An 18,605-nucleotide genomic window follows, 5' to 3' on the forward strand; every position below is an offset into this window, starting at 1 on the left:
ATTCAACGTTGATGTCGACTGATCCACCGCCTTCGCGAGCAAGCCCGCTCCCACATTGTCCCGATACATCAGAGCTACTGTGTTTACAGACCTTCCGCGAGCACCTTCGAGAGCATGTCGACAAAGAAATCCACGCTCTGACGCGACGTCACCATCGGCGGCTTGATCTTCAGCACGTTGAGGAAGTCGCCGGTCGGCTGCATGAAAATCCCCAGCTCACGCAAGCGATCGCACAGCGCCGTAGTTTCCTCGGTCGCCGGTTCCAGGGTCTCGCGGTTACGGATCAACTCCACACCCAGATAGAAGCCCGAACCATGCACCGCGCCGACTAACGGATGAATATCGATCAGCGCTTCAAGGCGCTCCTTGAAATACCCGCCAACAACCTGGGCGTTCTCCCAGAGTTTTTCTTCTTCCATCACATCCAGCACCGCCATGCCGACCTGGCAACTCACCGGACTGCCGCCGGCCGACGAGAAGAAATAGCCTTCGGCCTCTAGCGCTTCGGCGATTTCCCGGCGAGTGATCACGGCGCCCAATGGCTGACCGTTGCCCATGCCCTTGGCCATGGTGATGATGTCCGGTACCACGCCCTGCTCTTCAAAACCCCAGAAGAAATGGCCCATGCGCCCGTAACCGACCTGTACTTCGTCGGCAATGCACACACCGCCCTGGGCGCGGACCATGGCATACACCTGCTTCAGGTAACCCGGCGGCAGCGAGATGCCGCCGGCATTGCCATACACCGGCTCACAGATGAAACCGGCCAGCTGGCGTTTTTGCTCGGCGATTTTCGCCAGGTTGTGTTCAACGCTGCGCACGTAGTCCGGCGCGCTGTCCGGGCCACGGAACTCACCGCGATAGGTGTTCGGCGCAGTCACCGGGTGCACCCAGTCCGGGCGGCTGCTCAGTGCCTTGGGGTTGTCGGCAATCGAGGTCGACACCGCGTCTGCGCCCACCGTCCAGCCGTGATAGGCCTCCAGCACGCTGAGCATGTCGCGCCCGCCGCTGTAGGCCCACGCCAGACGGATCGCCAGGTCGTTGGCCTCGCTGCCGCTGTTGACCAGGAAAACGCGATCCATGGAGTCCGGCGCCAGCTTCAGCAAGCGCTCGGAAAACTCGGCGACCGCTGCATAGTTGAACCGCGAGTTGGTGTTGAGTAGCGACCACTGGCGACTGGCGACCGCAGCCATGCGCGGATGCCCGTGACCCAGCACCGCGACGTTGTTGAGCATGTCGAGGTAGGAGCGGCCCTGCATGTCGATCAGGTGGTTGCGCCAGCCACGCTCGATGCGCGGCGGGTCGACGTAATAGTGTTTCTGCGTGCGGGCGAAACTGGCGTCGCGACGAGCCAGCAAGGTCTGCGCATCGAGCTCTGCCTCAGCATCGCAGGCCAGCCCCAGCAATGCTGCAGGCGACGGGCACAACGCTTGCCAGGCTGCGGCGCGCGACGGCGTACAGAACAGAGGTGCATCGATCGCCGAACCACGGCACAACTGCACGATCAACGGCCCGTTGACCGAGCCCAACACCTGGCCTTTGACCAGCGCTGCGCCGCTGTGCAGCGATGGCGTCAGGCCCCACAGCCGCACGCTCAATTGCGGGCCATCCAGTTGCAGCACACCTTGCAACGGTTGATGAACGACACCGGCAAACGGCGCCTCGACTGCCGTGCCATGGGGCACGCGCAACTCGACATGTAGCGCAAAGGTGTCCGGTTCGTTGGCGCTGTCCGGCCGGGTGCGCGACAACCGATATTGGCCGTAACGACTGGCCGCCAGTTCATGGGCGGCGGCGGCTTCGTTGAGCAGACGCTGATCGACGCCTTCCTGTTCCCAATTCCCTGCCTCGAAATGCGGGCTGAGGACGCCCAGATCGATCAAGGCAAACTCACGCCCAACCAGGCTCGGCAGCAGCGGCGCAAAACCCTCGCTGACAATAACGGGCAGGTTCTGGCCAACCGCTGTCAGGATCGCCGCTTCCATCAGCGCGAGCGGCACCGAAGTCGCGACGCGGAAAATCTCCCATTCGTGGGTCAGGTTGTCGCGGCTGTAGGCGTTGCCCGGATCGATGCTCACCTGCTGCTCGCCGCTTAGCACCAGCACCGCCGCACGGGCGACGATCAGCGGCCACAGAGCCAGCAACTCTTCATGGGTCAGCGGATTGACCGCGTGATACGCCTGCACCGCCGGCAAGATGCAGAACGGATCGCCTTCACCGTGATGCAACAGCGCCGCGCACGTCACCGACAAGTCAGTGATGCGCCAGGTGCGCACCAGATCGCCGAAATCGATCACGCCTTGCAGTTGCCAATGTCGTTGCGCATCACGCTGCCACACCACGTTGTCATCGGTGATGTCCATGTGGATGGCTTGCACCGGCAGCTTGTCGACCAAGGGCTGCAAGCGGCGCTCAGCGAGTTCGGCCGCGTCGGCGATCAGTTTGCGCTGTGCGTCATCCTGGATAACCGGCAACAGATGCGCGATCAGTGCCTGGGCATGTCGCGCATCCCATTGCAGGGTGCGCACCAGCCCCGGATGATCGAATCCCGCCAGCGCCAGATCCATCTCGCCGCACAGGTGACCGAAACCGGCCACCACCGTGGGGTTGAAATAATCGAGGTGCGTCAGCGACTGGCCCTCGATGTAGTCCAGTAGGCGCACATGCACCGCTTGGCCGCCGACATCCAGAGATAGCAGGTCGACGCCGTTTTTCGCCGGTATCACGCGCGGCACGTGCACCTCGGGATGCTCGCCCAAATGCTTGAGCCCGGCATGCTGGGCTTGCAGCTCCAGCGCCGAATAATCGCCCCGGCAGATTTTCAGGACGAAACGGCCCTGGTCGCTGTCGACGCGGTAGTTGAGGTCCTGCTGGCTGCCGAGTGCCTGCAATCTGCCGCTCAGTCCGTAATGCTCTTGCAACAGCTCAAGCGCTTGCTCCGCAGTCACTTGCGGGCTGGGCAAACTGGCGCGATGAATCAACGTGGCGAGCGGCATACAACAACCTCTGAAATTTTATTAGGCGCCTATATCGCCACCGCTCGGGGCGATAAGCAACCCCTTGCCGGTCCGTCACGCCCAGCGGTGACGTGCAAGATGCTCGCACGTCACCGTCTAGGCATAATGCGTCCATACCCACAGGCGTTCGATGCATATGACTCCGACCCTCCCCCGCAGACCCCGCTGGCGCAGCCTGGCCCTGCTCGCGCTGTGCCTGGCGCCGTTGCTGTGGCCGCTGGAGCATCTGGCCGAGCGTTACTACCGCAGCGAACTGGCCGGGCAGAACCGCCAGACCCTCGACCTTTATGTCGCCAACCTGCTGGGAACGCTGCACCGCTACGAAGTGCTGCCGCAGATCCTCGGCGATCTGCCGGCCCTGCGCGCCGTGCTCGGTGCGCCGGACGATGGTGTCACCCAGGGCAACGCCAACCGCCTGCTGAAAAACATCAGCGCCCAGACCGGCGCCGAGGTCATGTACCTGATGGACACCACGGGCAAGACCCTGGCCGCTTCCAACTGGGACAAACACGACAGTTTCGTCGGGCGCAATTTCTCGTTCCGGCCGTATTTCAGTGAAGCCATGGCCGGGCGGCTCGGGCGCTTTTTCGGACTCGGCACCACGTCCGCCAAACGCGGTTATTTTTTCGCCGCTGCCGTGCGGGACGGCGAGAAGATCACCGGCGTATTGGTGGTCAAAGTCGACCTCGACCACACCGAAAGCCTCTGGGGCAAAACCCCGGAACAACTGTTGCTGACCGATCACAACGGTGTGGTCATCCTCACTTCACGCCCGGAATGGCGCTTCCGCTCGACCCGCCCGCTGAGCGAGGACGAGCGCAAAGCCATCAGCGCGATTCAACCTTATCCGACCCGCGATCCGAAGCCATTGAAGCTCAGCCCCAATGCCTGGCTGACCCAGACCCAGGCGATCGCGGAAACCGGCTGGAACGTCAGCATTCTTGCCCCGCGCACGCTGATCGACCGCCCGGTGCGCACGGTGGTCGCCATCGGTGGCGCGATGCTGTTGGTGTTGATGCTGTTGCTCGGCCTGATGATGCAGCGCCGCCGTCATTACCTGGAACGGATCGCCTTCGAAGGCAAGGCCCGGCGCGAACTGGAAGGCCGGGTCGCCGAGCGCACAAGTGATTTGGAAGGGCTCAACCGTCGATTGAAACAGGAAGTGTTGGAGCGCGAACAGGCGCAGCAGGAACTGGTTCGCGCCCAGGATGATCTGGTGCAGGCCGGCAAACTCTCGGCGTTGGGGACAATGTCCGCGAGCATCAGCCACGAACTCAATCAGCCACTGGCCGCGATCCGCAGCTACGCGGAAAACGCCGAAGTGTTGCTCGACCACCAGCGCACCGACGATGCCCGTGGCAACCTCAAACTGATCAGCGAACTGACCGGGCGCATGGCCTCGATCATCGCGCACCTGCGCGCCTTCGCCCGACGCGATCGCCATGCTCCGGAAAGTGTCGCCCTGCAACCGGCGCTGGACGATGCGCTGGCGTTGCTGGCCAAACGGCGGCGCAGCATGGAAGTCGAACTGATCCGCGATCTGCCCGCTGCGGCCTTGTGGGTCGAGGCCGGGGAAACCCGTTTGCGTCAGGTGCTCGGCAACCTGCTGGCCAACGCCCTCGATGCCCTCACCGAAAAAGGCCCGCCGCGTAAGCTCTGGCTGAGTGCCCAATCCACCGCCGACGGCGTCAACCTGTACATTCGCGACAACGGCCCCGGCTTTTGCATGGAAGCCCTTGGCCGCGCCAGCGAGCCCTTCTACACCACCAAGACCCGCACCCAGGGCCTTGGCTTGGGGCTGGCGATCTGCGAAACCCTGATGCGTGCCTTCGGTGGTGAACTGTCGTTCGCCAACCACAAGGAGGGCGGCGCACTGATTACCCTGAAACTACGCGCAGGCGCGCCGGGTGTGAGCCTGCAACCGTCCGAGGACCGAAGTGCATGACCATCGACAACCGCATTCAGGTCGTGCTGATCGACGACGATCCCCATCTGCGCCAGGCCTTGAGCCAGACCCTCGATCTGGCCGGCCTGAAAATTCTGCCGCTGGCCGAGGCCAAGGGTTTGGCCGGACAACTGGAACGTGACTGGCCGGGCGTAGTCGTCAGCGACATTCGCATGCCGGGCATGGACGGCCTCGAACTGCTGACCGAACTCCACGCCCAGGACCCGGAGCTGCCGGTGCTGCTGATCACCGGTCACGGCGACGTGCCGCTGGCGGTGCAAGCCATGCGCGCCGGGGCCTATGACTTTCTCGAAAAGCCTTTCGCCAGTGACGCCCTGCTCGACAGCGTGCGCCGCGCCTTGGCCTTGCGCCGTTTGGTGCTGGACAACCGTAGCCTGCGTCTCGCGCTCAGCGATCGCAATGAGCTGAGCACGCGTCTGGTCGGGCAATCGCCGTCGATGCTGCGCCTGCGCGAGCAGATCGGCGCGTTGGCGGCGACTAAAGCCGACGTGTTGATCCTCGGCGAAACCGGTGCGGGCAAGGAAGTTGTCGCGCGCGCGCTGCATGATTTGTCGAGTCGGCGTAACGGCCCGTTCGTGGCGATCAACGCCGGGGCGCTGGCCGAGTCGGTGGTCGAGAGCGAGCTGTTCGGCCACGAGCCGGGCGCCTTCACCGGTGCGCAGAAGCGCCGTATCGGCAAGTTCGAATTCGCCAATGGCGGCACGTTGTTCCTCGATGAAATCGAAAGCATGAGCCTGGATGTGCAGGTGAAATTGCTGCGCTTGCTGCAAGAGCGGGTGGTGGAACGTTTGGGTGGCAATCAGCTGATCCCGCTGGACATCCGCATCATCGCCGCCACCAAGGAAGACCTGCGGCAGTCTGCCGATCAGGGCCGCTTCCGCGCCGACTTGTATTACCGCCTGAACGTCGCGCCGCTGCGCATTCCCCCGCTGCGCGAACGTGGTGAAGATGCGCTGGTGCTGTTCCAGCATTTCGCCGATGAGGCCAGCGGCCGCCACGGCTTGCCGCCCCATGAATTGCAGCCGGGGCAACGCGCGCTGCTGCTGCGCCACACTTGGCCGGGCAACGTGCGCGAACTGCAAAACGCTGCGGAACGTTTCGCCCTCGGCCTGGAACTGGCGCTGGACAACAATGAGCCACAAGACGCCGCCGGCACCGTGGTGGAATTGGTCAGCGGCGGTTTGAGCGAGCAAGTGGAAAACTTCGAGAAAACCCTGATCGCCGCCGAACTGGCGCGTTCGCACAGCTCGGTACGCAGCGTCGCCGAAGCCCTAGGCATTCCGCGCAAGACCTTGCACGACAAGCTGCGCAAGCACGGATTGAGCTTCGCCGACAGCGGCGCGGCCAGTCACAGCGACGACCTCGATTGAGCCGCCGTCAGATCATCCACTTCGAACAAGAGACCGCCGAATGAGCCGCGACAGTCGTCAACTGGAATCCGTCCTCCACCACGACATCCCCCTCACCCGGGACATGGGCGTCAAAGTGCTCGACTGGCACGATCAGCAACTGCGCCTGTACTTGCCGCTGGACGCCAACGTCAACCACAAGAGCACCATGTTCGGCGGCAGCCTGTACTGCGGCGCGGTGCTGGCCGGTTGGGGCTGGTTGCATTTGCGATTGAAAGAAGAAGGCATCACCGACGGGCACATCGTGATTCAGGAAGGGCAAATCAGTTATCCGCTGCCGGTGACGGGCGATGCTAATGCGATCTGCCAAGCGCCGGATCCGGTTATCTGGAAGAAATTCCTGACCACGTTCCAACGCTACAGCCGAGCGCGGTTGACGCTGCATACGCGGGTCGTCAATGAAGGCCGTGATGAGGATGCGGTGAGGTTTACCGGGCAATATGTTTTGCACCGTTAACGCAAAAGATCGCAGCCTTCGGCAGCTCCTACAGGGATCGGCGTAGGAGCTGCCGCAGGCTGCGATCTTTTGATCTTAGCTTCGGGCCAAAGCCAACAACTGCTCCCGCCACGCCGCCTTCGCCGGCAACGCCAAAAAGAACTCATTCAACAGCGATTCCCGCGCCGGATAACAGAACGGCGCCCCGCTCAGATCCAGCACCTCACCGCCCGCGCCTTCCAGCACACCTTGCGCCGCCGCCGTGTCCCACTGAGAAGTCGGCGCCAGACGCGGATAGCAATCCGCCGCGCCTTCAGCCAACAAGCAAAACTTCAGCGAACTGCCGATATTGGCCAGTTGCAGCTCGCCCAAACTCGCGCTCAATCCGGCCAGCAAGCGCTCTTGCTCCGGGCTGGAATGACGGCGACTGGCAACCACGGTGAACGATTGACCGGGGGCCAGAACATCGCGCACCTCAATCGCCACCGGCGTCCCACCTTTATCGCCACGCCACGCGCCGAGCCCGGCACCGCCGACATAGAAGCGGCCATTGGTCGGCATCGACACCACGCCGAATACCACCTGGCCGTTTTCGATCAGGGCGATATTGACGGTGAATTCTTCGCTGCCGCTGATGAACTCCTTGGTGCCGTCCAGCGGATCGACCAGCCACCAACGCTGCCACCCGGCACGCACGCTTTGGGGGATGTTGGCGTCTTCCTCGGACAGCACCGGAATGCTCGGGTCCAGCGCGGTCAGCCCGGCCAGAATCAGGTGATGAGCAGCCAGGTCTGCGGCGGTCACCGGCGAGTCATCAGCCTTGGCAGTAACAGCTGTACCGGTGCGCCAGAACGGCAAAATCGCTTCACCAGCCCTCAATGCCAGCTCAACCACGGGCGCCATCAACGGATGAGGGAAATTCATGGCTGAAACACCCCGCGCTGAGTCAGCAGATCACGGGCCAGATACAGCGCCGCCAAGGCACGGCCCTCAGTGAATTGCGGGTTTTGCGCCAACGCCGACAGCTCGCGCAAATTGACTTTGCCCAGGCCCATCGGCTCCGGTTCGTCACCTTCCAGACGTTCTTCGTAGAGATCGGTGGCCAGCACCACCTGGATTTTCTGGCTCATGTAACCGGGCGACAACGACAGCTCGGTCAGATGCTCCAATTGCCGCGCGCCAAAACCGGCCTCTTCCTTGAGCTCGCGCTCAGCTGCCGCCAGCACATCTTCGCCCGGCTCGATCAGGCCTTTGGGCAACGACAGTTCGTACTCATCGGTTCCGCCGCAATACTCCTCGACCAACACCGCGTGATCGGCATCAAGCATCGCCACGACCATCACCGCGCCATAACCTGCGCCCTTGCCGACCAAGCGTTCATAAGTGCGTTCCACGCCGTTGGAAAAGCGCAGTTTCAGCTCTTCGACGCAGAATAAACGGCTGGTGGCGACGATCTCGCGGGCGAGGATGGTGGGTTTCTGGCGCATGAGCGGCTCCTTGGCGTGAACGCGTTACTATACCCGGCCTATCCTGATTGTTTACCTCGGATATCTTTTTTACCGCTGGAGAAGTTTTTTATGGCACTGCTGCCCTGGCGCGACATCGACACCGTTCTGCTGGACATGGATGGCACGCTGCTGGACCTGCACTTCGACAACCATTTCTGGCTGGAGCATCTGCCCCAGCGCTACGCCGAATTGCACGGAGTCAGCCGGGCAATGGCCGAGATGGAACTGCATCCATTGTTCGAGCGCAACGCCGGCCAGCTGCAGTGGTACTGCCTGGATTTCTGGAGCGCCGAACTGAAGCTGTCAGTGCGTGACCTGAAACTGGAAACCGCACACCTGATCGCCCTGCGTCCGGATGCCGATACTTTTCTGGCGGCGATCAAGCAGGCCGGCAAACGCGTGGTGCTGATCACCAACGCTCACCGCGACGCCCTGTCACTGAAACTGGAAAAAATCGAACTGGCGCCGTATTTCGAGCGCTTGATCAGCTCCCACGATTACGGTTTCCCCAAGGAAAACCCGCAGTTCTGGGACGCGTTGCAGGCCGACATCGGCTTCGATCCGGCACGCAGCCTGTTTATCGACGACACCTTGCCGATTTTGCGCAGTGCGCGAGATTTTGGTGTGGCGCATTTGCTGGCGGTGCGTGAACCCGACAGTCGCAAAGGACCGAAGGACACGGCTGAGTTTGCGGCGGTTGGGGATTATCGGGATTTGATTGCAGGGCTTTAGACCGAGTTGTCCGCATCGCGGACAAGCCCGCTCCCACAGGATCTGAGTCGTTCACGATGAATGCGAACGACGCGATTCTTGTGGGAGCGTGGCTTGCCCGCGATGGCCATCACGCGGTTTGACGACTTACTCAGGAATCCGCAACGTCTGCCCCGGATAAATTTTGTCCGGATGCGACAACATTGGTTTGTTGGCTTCAAAGATCTTGTTGTACTGGTTGGCGCTGCCATACACGGCCAACGATATGGCGCTGAGCGTGTCGCCTTTCTTCACGACCACGAAGCGCGCAGCCGCGACGACAGGCCCGGTCACGGTGATCTGATCATCCACGCTGCCGACACCGGCAATGTTGCCCACGGCCAGCAGGATTTTCTCTTTCTCTTCCTGGCTTCCCACCTCACCAGTCACGGTGACTTTGTCGCCATCAACCGTCGCCTGCACATTCGGGTTACCCAAGCCGACTTTGCTGATGTGTTCTTTCAACTGCTCACTGGCATTGGCATTGCCCGGCGTGAGCAAATCCAGCAGTTTTTCGCCTGCCTCTTTCACAAAGCTCAAAAGACTCATGGTGCACTCTCCTTGGGTTTGAGGTTCCAGACGCAAAAGCCTAGACCACGACCGTCACTTGCGAATCCAACCCGACCAATGACCCCGCTTGCGATAGAATCCGCACCTTCCCGAACCCTGGAGCGACGATGGACATCAAGCAGCTGAAATTCCTCATCGCGCTCGACGAAACCCGACACTTCGGCCAGGCCGCCGCGCGCTGCCACATCACCCAGCCGACGCTGTCCATGCGCCTGCGCAGCCTCGAAGAGGAACTCGATTTGCCGCTGGTCAATCGCGGCCAGCGCTTCGAGGGTTTCACCGCACCCGGCGAGCGAGTGCTGGCGTGGGCACGCACCGTGCTGGCCGCCTACGACGGCTTGTACGCCGAGGCAGCGGCCTGTCGCGGCAATCTGGTCGGCACCTTGCGTCTGGGCGTGGTGCCGCTGTCGAGCTTCGATCCGCTACCACTGCTGCAACGCCTGCACGCCGAACACCCGAACCTGCGCTTCGAACTGTCGGCGCTGAGTTCCGAACAAATCCTCGAACAACTGGCGAACAATCGTCTGGATCTCGGTGTTTCCTATCTGGAGCGTCTGGACGGCGAACACTTCGACTCGCTGACTTTCAGCGAAACCCGCATGGGCCTGCTCTACGATCAGCGCTTCTTCACCTTTGGCGAGGCGCCGTTGAGTTGGGAATCGTTGATCGAGCTACCGCTGGGCATGCTCACCAGCGGCATGCACTTTCGTCAGTCCATCGACCACAACTTCCACAGCCGTGGCCTTACACCACAACCGTTGTTGCAGACCGATGCGGTGCATCAACTGTTACAAGCTGTGCACGGCGGCCTGTGCTGCGCCGTGATGCCACTGGATGGTGGACTCGAAGGCCTGACCGAACATTTGCGCCTGCAACCGATTGAAAACGCCCAGACCCTCGGCCGGCTGGGGTTGATCATGCGTCGCAGCGCGCCACGCTCGGCGCTGGCGGAAGCCTGTTTCGCGATCTATCAACAATCGCTGCTGGACTCTTGATCGACGGCATCTATCGGTAGATCAGTAATAGCGATTAGACGCGACATGTTGTCGCGCCTAGTCTTAAAGCTGATCAAACCCTCGGTGATGCCATGAAAGCCAAGCGCCCTGCCTGCGCGGCGCCTGCCCTCGAAACGCCCGCGCCCGCCGCCAGCCAGACGTACAGCTACTGCAACCTTGAACACTCTGAATCGGACAGCACCGCGCTGGCCGAGGAAGTCGCGTTGGCGATTGCCTATAACGGCATCAGCCAGGCCGTCATGCTGGTGACGCCGACGGACCTCGAAGACTTCATCGTCGGCTTCAGTCTGGGCAGCGGCATCATCGAAGACGCCACCGACATCTATGACCTGCAACTCAGCGGTTCGGGGTCAGCGCAATACGCGCAGGTGACCATCGCCAATCGCGCGTTCTGGAACCTCAAGCTGCAACGTCGACAACTGGCCGGCACCAGCGGTTGCGGGCTCTGCGGCGTGGAAGCGGTCGAGCAGGCGTTGCCGGATCTCAAAGTGTTGCCCGGCGCACCACTGCCGCCCGCCGAATGGCTGGACGGTCTGCGCCAACGCATCGGTGCGTTCCAGCCATTGGGCCAATACAGCGGCGCGGTGCATGCCGCCGTGTTCATGAACGGCCAAGGCGAGTTGCTGCTCGGTCGTGAAGACATTGGCCGGCACAACGCTCTCGATAAATTGATTGGCGGATTGGTCCGCCAGAACATTTCAACCGCAGGCGGACTGGCGATTGTCACCAGCCGCTGCAGTCTCGAACTGATCCAGAAAGTTTTGCGCGCCGGCATCCAGACCCTGGTCAGCCTGTCGTCGCCCACGGGCCTTGCCGTGCAATGGGCCCGTCGCCACAACCTCAACCTCATCCATCTGCCACAGAAGAATGCGCCGCGGGTCTACAGCCCGGCTTTGGAGAATCAAGCGTGAGTCAACACCGTCAAGCCGACCAGACACCTGTTCCTCGCTACAAACCCTACAAAGGTCCGGCCGGCGGTTGGGGCGCACTGATCAGCGTCGCCCAAGCCTGGTTGACCAGCGACAACGCGCTGAAAAACCTGCGCATGATGCTCAAGACCAACAAGAACGGCGGCTTCGACTGCCCCGGTTGCGCCTGGGGTGATTCCAATGAAGCCGGCATGGTGGCGTTCTGCGAGAACGGCGCCAAAGCGGTGAACTGGGAAGCGACCAAACGGCGTGTCGATGGCAAATTCTTCGCCAAACACAGCGTCACCTCGCTGCTGGAGCAGAGTGACTACTGGCTTGAATACCAGGGCCGACTGACTGAGCCATTGATCTACAACGCGGAAACCGATCGCTATCAACCGATCAGTTGGGACGACGCGTTCGCGCTGATCGCCAAGCACTTGAAGGGCTTGTCGAGCCCGGATCAGGCCGAGTTCTACACCTCCGGACGTGCCAGCAACGAAGCGGCTTATCTCTATCAGCTGTTCGTGCGTGCCTATGGCACCAACAACTTCCCCGACTGCTCGAACATGTGCCACGAGGCCAGCGGCGTCGCGTTGTCGCAAAGCGTCGGTGTCGGCAAAGGCACCGTGACCTTCGACGACTTCGAACACGCCGATGCGATTTTCGTCTGGGGCCAGAACCCCGGCACCAACCACCCGCGGATGCTCGAACCACTGCGTGAAGCGGTAAAACGCGGGGCGCAGGTGGTGTGCATCAACCCGTTGAAAGAGCGCGGACTGGAACGTTTCCAGCACCCGCAGCACCCACTCGAAATGCTCACCAACGGCGACAAGCCGACCAACACCGCATACTTCCGTCCAGCACTGGGTGGCGACATGGCCGTGATGCGCGGCATGGCGAAATTCCTGCTGCAATGGGAGCGTGATGCACAGAAGGCAGGCGCTGCGGCGGTGTTCGATCACGGTTTCCTCAACGAACACAGCGTCAACGTGCTGGATTACCTGGCCGCCATCGACGACACCCCGTGGGAGCAGATCGTCGAGCAGTCCGGCCTGACCCTTGTTGAAATCGAGCAAGCGGCGCGCATGTACCTCAAGGGCAAGAACGTCATCATGTGCTGGGCAATGGGCATCACCCAGCACCGCCATTCGGTGGCGACCATCCAGGAAATCGCCAACCTGATGCTGCTGCGCGGCAACATCGGTCGGCCGGGCGCGGGCCTGTGCCCGGTGCGTGGCCACAGTAACGTGCAGGGCGACCGGACCATGGGCATCAACGAGCGTCCGCCAGTGGCGTTCCTCGACTCATTGGAACGCCGCTTCCAGTTCAAGGTACCGCGTGAAAACGGCCACAACGTGGTCGAGGCGATCCATGCCATGGCCGAAGGTCGGGCGAAAGTGTTCATCGCCCTGGGCGGCAACTTCGCCCAAGCCACCCCCGACAGCCCACGCACCTTCAAGGCGCTGAGCAATTGCGACCTGACCGTGCAGATCAGCACCAAGCTCAACCGCAGCCATCTGGCCCACGGTAAAGACGCGCTGATCCTGCCGTGCCTGGGCCGGACCGATATCGACCGCCAAGCTGAAGGTCCTCAAGCGGTCACGGTCGAAGACTCGTTCAGCATGGTCCACGCCTCCAACGGCCAATTGGAACCGCTGTCGAACCAGATGCGTTCGGAGCCGGCGATTCTGGCCGGCATCGCAGCCGCCACGCTGGGCAGCCATCCGGTGGACTGGAACTGGCTGGTGGCGGATTACCGGCGCATCCGCGACCTGATCGCCGACACCATCCCCAACTTCAAAGACTTCAACGAGAAGATCAAGAACCCGGGCGGCTTCTATCTGGGCAACAGTGCCGGTGCGCGCAAGTGGAACACCGCATCGGGCCGGGCCAATTTCAAGCCGAACATGCTGCCCAAGGATCTGGTGCACGAACGTACCCGCGCCACCGGCAAGTTGCCGGACCTGATCATGCAATCGATGCGCTCCCACGATCAGTACAACACCACGATCTATGGCCTCAACGACCGTTATCGCGGAGTGAAGGGGCAGCGTGATGTGCTGTTCGTCAACGAAGCCGACATCATTCGCCTGGGCTTCAAGCCGGGGCAGAAGGCCGACATCGTTTCGCTCTGGGATGATGGTGTTGAACGTCGGGTGAAGGGCTTCACGCTGCTGGCGTTCGATATCCCGGCCGGGCAAGCGGCGGCGTACTACCCGGAAGTGAATCCGCTGGTGCCACTGGAAAGCACCGGAGATGGCAGCCATACGCCGACGTCGAAGTTCGTCGCGATCCGGTTGGAAGCGGCGAGTGAGACTGGGTTGATCATGGCCAGGTCGGCGTAATGCGTCGTTAGTTCTGGCCCTATCGCGAGCAAGCTCGCTCCCACGGGTTTTTCTGTTGGCCACAATATCCGTGTTCGACCGAAATCCCTGTGGGAGCGAGCTTGCTCGCGATGGCGCCGGACGGCTCGACACATATTTCAGTACTGTCAAAAAATTTCCAAACGCCCACAAAAAAGGCCGTTTTCTAACGAAAACGGCCTTTGTGAAGTAGTAAAAGACCGGCGAAAAATCGTTAAGTTCCGCCCAAAAAACAGCAACTTATAGAAATGTGCTCAAGTCGTGTTACTCGTCGGATTTCGATTGTCACACCCATGACACAGCCTCAGGATCGCGCCGTCATCCCCTTGAGGTTCCTCCATGAAGTTCTCCTCGATTCTCTTGTTGTCCCTTGGCCTGGTCAGTGGCATTGCCTCTGCTGGCGGCACCACCGAAGCAGGTGTGGGCGGCGCATTGGGCGGGGTTTTGGGCTCAGTCGTCGGCCAGTCGATTGGCGGCAATACCGGTTCCACCATTGGCGCAGCCCTGGGCGGCGCAGGTGGTAGCGCAGTCGGCGCAGACAAACGCAGCCGTGGCGAAGCCGCCATTGGTGGTGCGTTGGGCGCAGCAGGCGGTAACGTGGTCGGCCGCAGCATGGGCGGCACCACCGGCAGCCTGATCGGCTCCGCAGCAGGCGGCGGCGCCGGTGGCGCGCTGGGTAACTATATGGGCAACAAGAGCGATGATGACGACGATGATCGTCATTCCCATCGCGGCCGTGATGATCGTCGCTACTACCGTGATGGCCACCCGGGCCGCGGTCATGCCTATGGCCATCGCAAGCACCACAAGCACTACCGCCATCGCGACTGACCGAAAAGGTCTCGCTGGAAAGGTAAAAAAAATCGCAGCCCGAGGGCTGCGATTTTTTTTGCCTGTTTTTTACATCACCAAGCGCTCCAAAGCCTCGCGCAACTGGCTCGGGATCGACACCGGCAGATTGGAACCGCGGTCGACAAACACATGCACCAACCGCCCCGCAGCGCAGGCCTCGTCTTCCCCTTGCTTGAATACTGCCAACTCATACTGCACCGAGCTATTGCCCAGCTTGCCTACCCGCAATCCGATTTCGATCCGGTCCGGGAATGCGATGGAGGCGAAATAATCGCACGCCGAGCTCACCACGAAACCCACCACCTCGCCGTCATGGATATCGAGCCCGCCCACTTCGATCAGGTAGGTGTTCACCGCTGTGTCGAAGAAGCTGTAATAGGTCACGTTATTGACGTGACCATAGGCATCGTTGTCGTGCCAGCGGGTGGTGATGGGCTGGAAGTGCGGGTATTCGGTGCGATGGGGCATCAATGGGTCCTTTCATGATTTCGAGTGGAGTTTACTTGTCAGCGAATCCCTTACCCACCGCTGCCAACTCACCAATCAACCGCGCCGGCTGCCAGTGATCACCCTGGCGAGTCTCCAGCGCCAGCAAGCGTTGATGAATGTCTGCCAATCCCTGTTGATCTGCCCAGGCCATTGGCCCGCCCTTGTCTGCCGGGAAGCCATAGCCATTGAGATACACCAGATCGATGTCGTGGGCTGACCCGGCGATACCTTCCTGAAGGATTTTCGCGCCTTCGTTGACCAGCGCCAGCAAGCAGCGCTCCAGAATCTCCTCCGGGCTGGTCTCACGACGATGGAAACCCAGCCCTTCGCTGACGTCCAGCACCAGTGCATCGACCAGAGGATCGTGTTCGGCCTGACGGCTGCCCGGTTCATAATGGTAAAAACCGTTGCCGCTCTTCTGGCCGAAACGGCCCAGCTCACACAGACGGTTATCCACCTGAACCTCAGGCGCATCCTGCCCCACACCCGACAGTTGCCGGGCGCGCCATTGCAGGTCCACGCCGACGACGTCGAACATGCGGAACGGCCCCATGGCGAAACCGAAACCTTGCAGCGCCGCATCTACCTGATAGGGATAAGCGCCTTCCAGCAGCATCTTGCGCGCCTCCAGCACGTAGGTATTGAGCATGCGGTTGCCGATGAAACCATCGCAATTGCCCGCCACCACACTGACCTTGCCCATGCGTTTGCCCAGCGCCAGCGCAGCCTCAAGCACCGCCGGAGCGGTCTGGGCACCCCGGACGATTTCCAGCAGTTTCATGATGTGTGCCGGGCTGAAAAAGTGCAGACCCAAAACCTGTTGCGGACGACGCGTAACGGCAGCGATGGCGTCGATGTCCAGCGCCGAGGTGTTACTGGCCAGAATGGCTTCGTGTTTTAACAGTCCGTCCAGCTCGCGAAAGATCGACTGCTTGAGCTCGAGGTTTTCGTAAACCGCTTCGATCACCAGGTCGACATCACGGATGGCTTCGTAATTGGCGGCAGCCGAGACTCGGGCGATACGCGCGTCGGCTTCCGCCTGATCAATACGTTCCTGGCGCACGCTGTGGGCGTAGGTGTCCGCCACGGTGACCAGCGCTTGCTCAAGCATCTGCGGATTGTTATCAACCCACTGCACCGCGACCCCGGCGTTGGCCAGGCACATGACAATGCCACGGCCCATGGTGCCCGCGCCGATCACGGCTGCGCGCTGAATGTTGAACGGTGTCTGGCTCATATCTTGTTCTCTTGTTGGCGATCCAAAGACAGCCCTCACCATAGTCAGCCACCGCGCTTTTTTGAAATTTATTCCTGTGATGAGCGACATTCAGCGGATGGATGCAACCCGCCGCGCTTCCACCCACTCCCGCACCTCGGCATACGGATAATCCTCCAGCACCGCAAACCCCGGAATGACCCGCGCCTTGAGCTTGGTGAACAACGGCACACTGATCCCGCACAGAAACCGCGTCACACGCTCAGCCGATGGAAAGCTGCCGGTGTGTTGCTCGTGCCTGTGGATAAACCCGCCACACAGCGCCTCGAAGTTTTTATCCACAAGCGCAGGCAGCTCTGGTGGTGTCGGTAGCCGTGCAACCTGCCCGTGACACACCGAACAATGCCCGCACTGCTGCGGGGCGTTGCTGTCGCCGAAATACTCCGCCAGGCGATAACCCAGGCATCGGTCAGTGGCGAACAGATCCAGCATCGCGTGAATTCGCGCGATTTCGGTTTGTTCGTGCTGAGTGAAACTGGCGTGAAGTTCAATGCTGAGTGCCTGAGCGTCAAAGTCCGTTTGCAGCAGGCTGTAGACCTCGGTCATCAGCTTGCTCTCAAGCTCGACCCATCCCTTCTCCTGGAAATAATCCAGCGCCTTGACCACCCGGTTGCGCTCGGCCTGATGCTGCTCGTACAGCGCATCAAAATTCACCGTGGCCCAGCTCCGCGCACGCTTGGAGGTCTGGATGATCGCCGCCACGAAATCCCTGCGCTCGCCTTCGAAACGGGCCAGCAATGCCTCGGGCTCCTCAAGGTATTTGAAACGGTATTCGGCGTAGTAGGCATAGCGCGGGGCGATGATTCCACGCAGCTCCAATTGCACCAGCAAGGTCTTGAGCGGCAGCTGACGAATGTTGCTGTTATCCGCCAATGGCCCCAGTAGAAACTCCCACTCCCCCTGTGGCGCGCAAGCCTGCAGTTCGTCGAGCACATGGCGGATACCATCCAGCTCAGGCGTATCACCGTAAACAAAATTTTCCAGCACGTTGAGGCTGTCGCGGTTGGCCAGCACCAGGCAATCCGATGGCTGCCCGTCACGCCCGGCGCGGCCGATTTCCTGGCTGTAGTTTTCGATGGATTTGGGCAGGTCAAAATGCACGACGTTGCGAATGTCGCTTTTGTCGATGCCCATGCCGAAGGCGATGGTGGCGACGATGCAATTGGACTGCCCGCCCATGAAGCGCTTCTGAATGCCGTCGCGTTGATCGTGGGGCAAACCGGCGTGATAAGCCTCGGCCTGAATGCCATTGCGTTGTAGATGCTCGGCAATGTGCTCGGCGGTTTTTTGCAGGGTGACGTAGACAATGCTGGGCTGGCCGGGACGCTCGCTCATCCATTCAACCAAGCGCCGTCGTTTGTCCTGCCCACGAACCGGCTCCACCCATAGATTGAGGTTGGGCCGGTAGAAACCGGTGGTCACCACGTCATCGGGAGCGATGGCGAATTTCGTCTGCATATCGACGATCACCTTGGGCGTCGCGGTGGCCGTCAGCAGCAGAACCTGCGGGATGTTGAACTGGCGTTGGTAGTCCGGAAGCTTGAGGTAATCCGGGCGGAAGTTGTGGCCCCACTCCGAGATGCAGTGTGCCTCGTCCACCACCAATAGCGAGATCGGCACCTGCTGCAAGAAATTGCGGAAACGCTCGTTCTTCAGGCGCTCCACCGAGATCATCAAGATTTTCAATTCGCCGGACTTGGCGCGGGCCATCACGTCGCTGGCGTCATCACGGCTTTGGGCCGAATCGATACTGCCCGCTGCAATGCCATGGCGTTGCAGGAACGCCAATTGGTCCTGCATCAACGCCAGCAACGGCGAGACCACCAGCGTCAGGTGCGGTAGCAGTACGGCCGATAATTGATAGCACAGGGACTTGCCGGAACCGGTGGGAAAAATAGCCGCCGCCGAACGCCCCGCCAGCACGGCGCTGACGGTTTTCTCCTGACCGGGTCGAAACTGTGGATAACCGAAAACCTGTTCCAGGGTGTTGTGCATAAGCTGTCACTCCGTTGACCGCTGCGATGAGCAAAGCCTAGCCGGCG

Annotated in this window: 15 protein-coding genes; 8 read left to right on the forward strand and 7 right to left on the reverse strand. The window is 61.2% G+C overall.

Annotated features, from left to right (window positions below):
• Nucleotides 1–83 precede the first annotated feature (83 nt).
• On the reverse strand, nt 84–2,996 hold the full coding sequence (locus tag ACW9JC_RS15205) for an aminotransferase (RefSeq protein WP_457455780.1): 2,913 nt from the start codon (nt 2,994–2,996) through the stop codon (nt 84–86).
• A 157-nt stretch (nt 2,997–3,153) separates the two neighbouring features.
• On the opposite strand from ACW9JC_RS15205, the gene ACW9JC_RS15210 reads away from it, so the two are divergent.
• From ACW9JC_RS15210 to ACW9JC_RS15220, 3 genes are read left to right on the forward strand one after another with little or no spacing between them, the layout of a single operon-like run.
• Nucleotides 3,154–4,962 carry a sensor histidine kinase gene (locus tag ACW9JC_RS15210; RefSeq protein ID WP_338584191.1) on the forward strand — a complete coding sequence of 603 codons (1,809 nt, stop codon included), beginning with the start codon at nt 3,154–3,156 and terminating at the stop codon, nt 4,960–4,962.
• Nucleotides 4,959–6,353: a sigma-54-dependent transcriptional regulator gene (locus ACW9JC_RS15215; RefSeq protein ID WP_457455782.1), complete on the forward strand. Its 1,395-nt coding sequence runs from the start codon at nt 4,959–4,961 to the stop codon at nt 6,351–6,353. The genes ACW9JC_RS15210 and ACW9JC_RS15215 overlap by 4 nt, the downstream gene beginning before the upstream one ends.
• Nucleotides 6,354–6,393: 40 nt before the next feature.
• The gene (locus ACW9JC_RS15220) at nt 6,394–6,849 is read left to right on the forward strand and encodes a YiiD C-terminal domain-containing protein (RefSeq protein ID WP_457455784.1); all 456 of its coding nucleotides are present in this window, start codon (nt 6,394–6,396) and stop codon (nt 6,847–6,849) included.
• A 75-nt stretch (nt 6,850–6,924) separates the two neighbouring features.
• Here ACW9JC_RS15220 and cysQ read toward each other — a convergent pair whose 3' ends face one another.
• Both cysQ and nudE read right to left on the reverse strand, forming a co-directional pair.
• Entirely contained in the window at nt 6,925–7,752 is an 828-nt protein-coding gene (cysQ, locus tag ACW9JC_RS15225) for a 3'(2'),5'-bisphosphate nucleotidase CysQ (protein WP_457455786.1), read from the reverse strand.
• Nucleotides 7,749–8,315, reverse strand: coding sequence for an ADP compounds hydrolase NudE (gene nudE / locus ACW9JC_RS15230; RefSeq protein ID WP_338584187.1), 567 nt, complete (start codon nt 8,313–8,315; stop codon nt 7,749–7,751). The genes cysQ and nudE overlap by 4 nt, the downstream gene beginning before the upstream one ends.
• Nucleotides 8,316–8,405: 90 nt before the next feature.
• Between nudE and yrfG the strand changes: the two genes are divergently transcribed.
• Complete coding sequence (gene yrfG, locus ACW9JC_RS15235; protein ID WP_457455788.1) at nt 8,406–9,068, forward strand: GMP/IMP nucleotidase; 663 nt, start codon at nt 8,406–8,408, stop codon at nt 9,066–9,068.
• A 126-nt stretch (nt 9,069–9,194) separates the two neighbouring features.
• On the opposite strand, the gene lysM is transcribed toward yrfG, so the two are convergent.
• Nucleotides 9,195–9,635, reverse strand: a complete 441-nt coding sequence (gene lysM / locus ACW9JC_RS15240; protein WP_075947144.1) for a peptidoglycan-binding protein LysM — start codon at nt 9,633–9,635, stop codon at nt 9,195–9,197.
• Between the two features lie 128 nt (nt 9,636–9,763).
• Here lysM and ACW9JC_RS15245 point away from each other — a divergent pair, with 128 nt between their 5' ends.
• From ACW9JC_RS15245 to ACW9JC_RS15260, 4 genes are all read left to right on the forward strand, one after another.
• Nucleotides 9,764–10,651, forward strand: coding sequence for a LysR family transcriptional regulator (locus tag ACW9JC_RS15245; protein WP_338584184.1), 888 nt, complete (start codon nt 9,764–9,766; stop codon nt 10,649–10,651).
• A gap of 92 nt (nt 10,652–10,743) precedes the next feature.
• Nucleotides 10,744–11,583 (forward strand): formate dehydrogenase accessory sulfurtransferase FdhD, encoded by an 840-nt coding sequence (gene fdhD, locus ACW9JC_RS15250; protein WP_448105959.1) that lies wholly within the window; start codon nt 10,744–10,746, stop codon nt 11,581–11,583.
• Entirely contained in the window at nt 11,580–13,928 is a 2,349-nt protein-coding gene (locus tag ACW9JC_RS15255) for an FdhF/YdeP family oxidoreductase (RefSeq protein WP_457455791.1), read from the forward strand. The genes fdhD and ACW9JC_RS15255 overlap by 4 nt, the downstream gene beginning before the upstream one ends.
• Before the next feature lie 357 nt (nt 13,929–14,285).
• Nucleotides 14,286–14,777, forward strand: a complete 492-nt coding sequence (locus ACW9JC_RS15260) for a glycine zipper domain-containing protein (RefSeq protein ID WP_338584181.1) — start codon at nt 14,286–14,288, stop codon at nt 14,775–14,777.
• 69 nt (nt 14,778–14,846) lie between these two features.
• Here ACW9JC_RS15260 and ACW9JC_RS15265 read toward each other — a convergent pair whose 3' ends face one another.
• The 3 genes from ACW9JC_RS15265 to ACW9JC_RS15275 form a co-directional block, all read right to left on the reverse strand.
• Nucleotides 14,847–15,266 carry an acyl-CoA thioesterase gene (locus ACW9JC_RS15265; protein WP_457455793.1) on the reverse strand — a complete coding sequence of 140 codons (420 nt, stop codon included), beginning with the start codon at nt 15,264–15,266 and terminating at the stop codon, nt 14,847–14,849.
• A 31-nt stretch (nt 15,267–15,297) separates the two neighbouring features.
• Nucleotides 15,298–16,524 carry a 3-hydroxyacyl-CoA dehydrogenase NAD-binding domain-containing protein gene (locus ACW9JC_RS15270; protein WP_457455795.1) on the reverse strand — a complete coding sequence of 409 codons (1,227 nt, stop codon included), beginning with the start codon at nt 16,522–16,524 and terminating at the stop codon, nt 15,298–15,300.
• 90 nt (nt 16,525–16,614) lie between these two features.
• Nucleotides 16,615–18,558, reverse strand: a complete 1,944-nt coding sequence (locus ACW9JC_RS15275) for a RecQ family ATP-dependent DNA helicase (RefSeq protein ID WP_457455797.1) — start codon at nt 18,556–18,558, stop codon at nt 16,615–16,617.
• Nucleotides 18,559–18,605 lie beyond the last annotated feature (47 nt).

The organism is Pseudomonas sp. SDO5591_S426 (genome assembly GCF_054070755.1).

Coding starts and splice junctions, on each gene's coding strand:
- cysQ (WP_457455786.1), bottom strand. CDS start 7,752: ATGAATTTCCCTCATCCGTTGATGGCGCCCGTGGTTGAGCTGGCATTG.
- nudE (WP_338584187.1), bottom strand. CDS start 8,315: ATGCGCCAGAAACCCACCATCCTCGCCCGCGAGATCGTCGCCACCAGC.
- ACW9JC_RS15275 (WP_457455797.1), bottom strand. CDS start 18,558: ATGCACAACACCCTGGAACAGGTTTTCGGTTATCCACAGTTTCGACCC.
- ACW9JC_RS15270 (WP_457455795.1), bottom strand. CDS start 16,524: ATGAGCCAGACACCGTTCAACATTCAGCGCGCAGCCGTGATCGGCGCG.
- ACW9JC_RS15245 (WP_338584184.1), top strand. CDS start 9,764: ATGGACATCAAGCAGCTGAAATTCCTCATCGCGCTCGACGAAACCCGA.
- ACW9JC_RS15215 (WP_457455782.1), top strand. CDS start 4,959: ATGACCATCGACAACCGCATTCAGGTCGTGCTGATCGACGACGATCCC.
- ACW9JC_RS15265 (WP_457455793.1), bottom strand. CDS start 15,266: ATGCCCCATCGCACCGAATACCCGCACTTCCAGCCCATCACCACCCGC.
- ACW9JC_RS15205 (WP_457455780.1), bottom strand. CDS start 2,996: ATGCCGCTCGCCACGTTGATTCATCGCGCCAGTTTGCCCAGCCCGCAA.
- ACW9JC_RS15220 (WP_457455784.1), top strand. CDS start 6,394: ATGAGCCGCGACAGTCGTCAACTGGAATCCGTCCTCCACCACGACATC.
- yrfG (WP_457455788.1), top strand. CDS start 8,406: ATGGCACTGCTGCCCTGGCGCGACATCGACACCGTTCTGCTGGACATG.
- ACW9JC_RS15260 (WP_338584181.1), top strand. CDS start 14,286: ATGAAGTTCTCCTCGATTCTCTTGTTGTCCCTTGGCCTGGTCAGTGGC.
- lysM (WP_075947144.1), bottom strand. CDS start 9,635: ATGAGTCTTTTGAGCTTTGTGAAAGAGGCAGGCGAAAAACTGCTGGAT.
- ACW9JC_RS15210 (WP_338584191.1), top strand. CDS start 3,154: ATGACTCCGACCCTCCCCCGCAGACCCCGCTGGCGCAGCCTGGCCCTG.
- fdhD (WP_448105959.1), top strand. CDS start 10,744: ATGAAAGCCAAGCGCCCTGCCTGCGCGGCGCCTGCCCTCGAAACGCCC.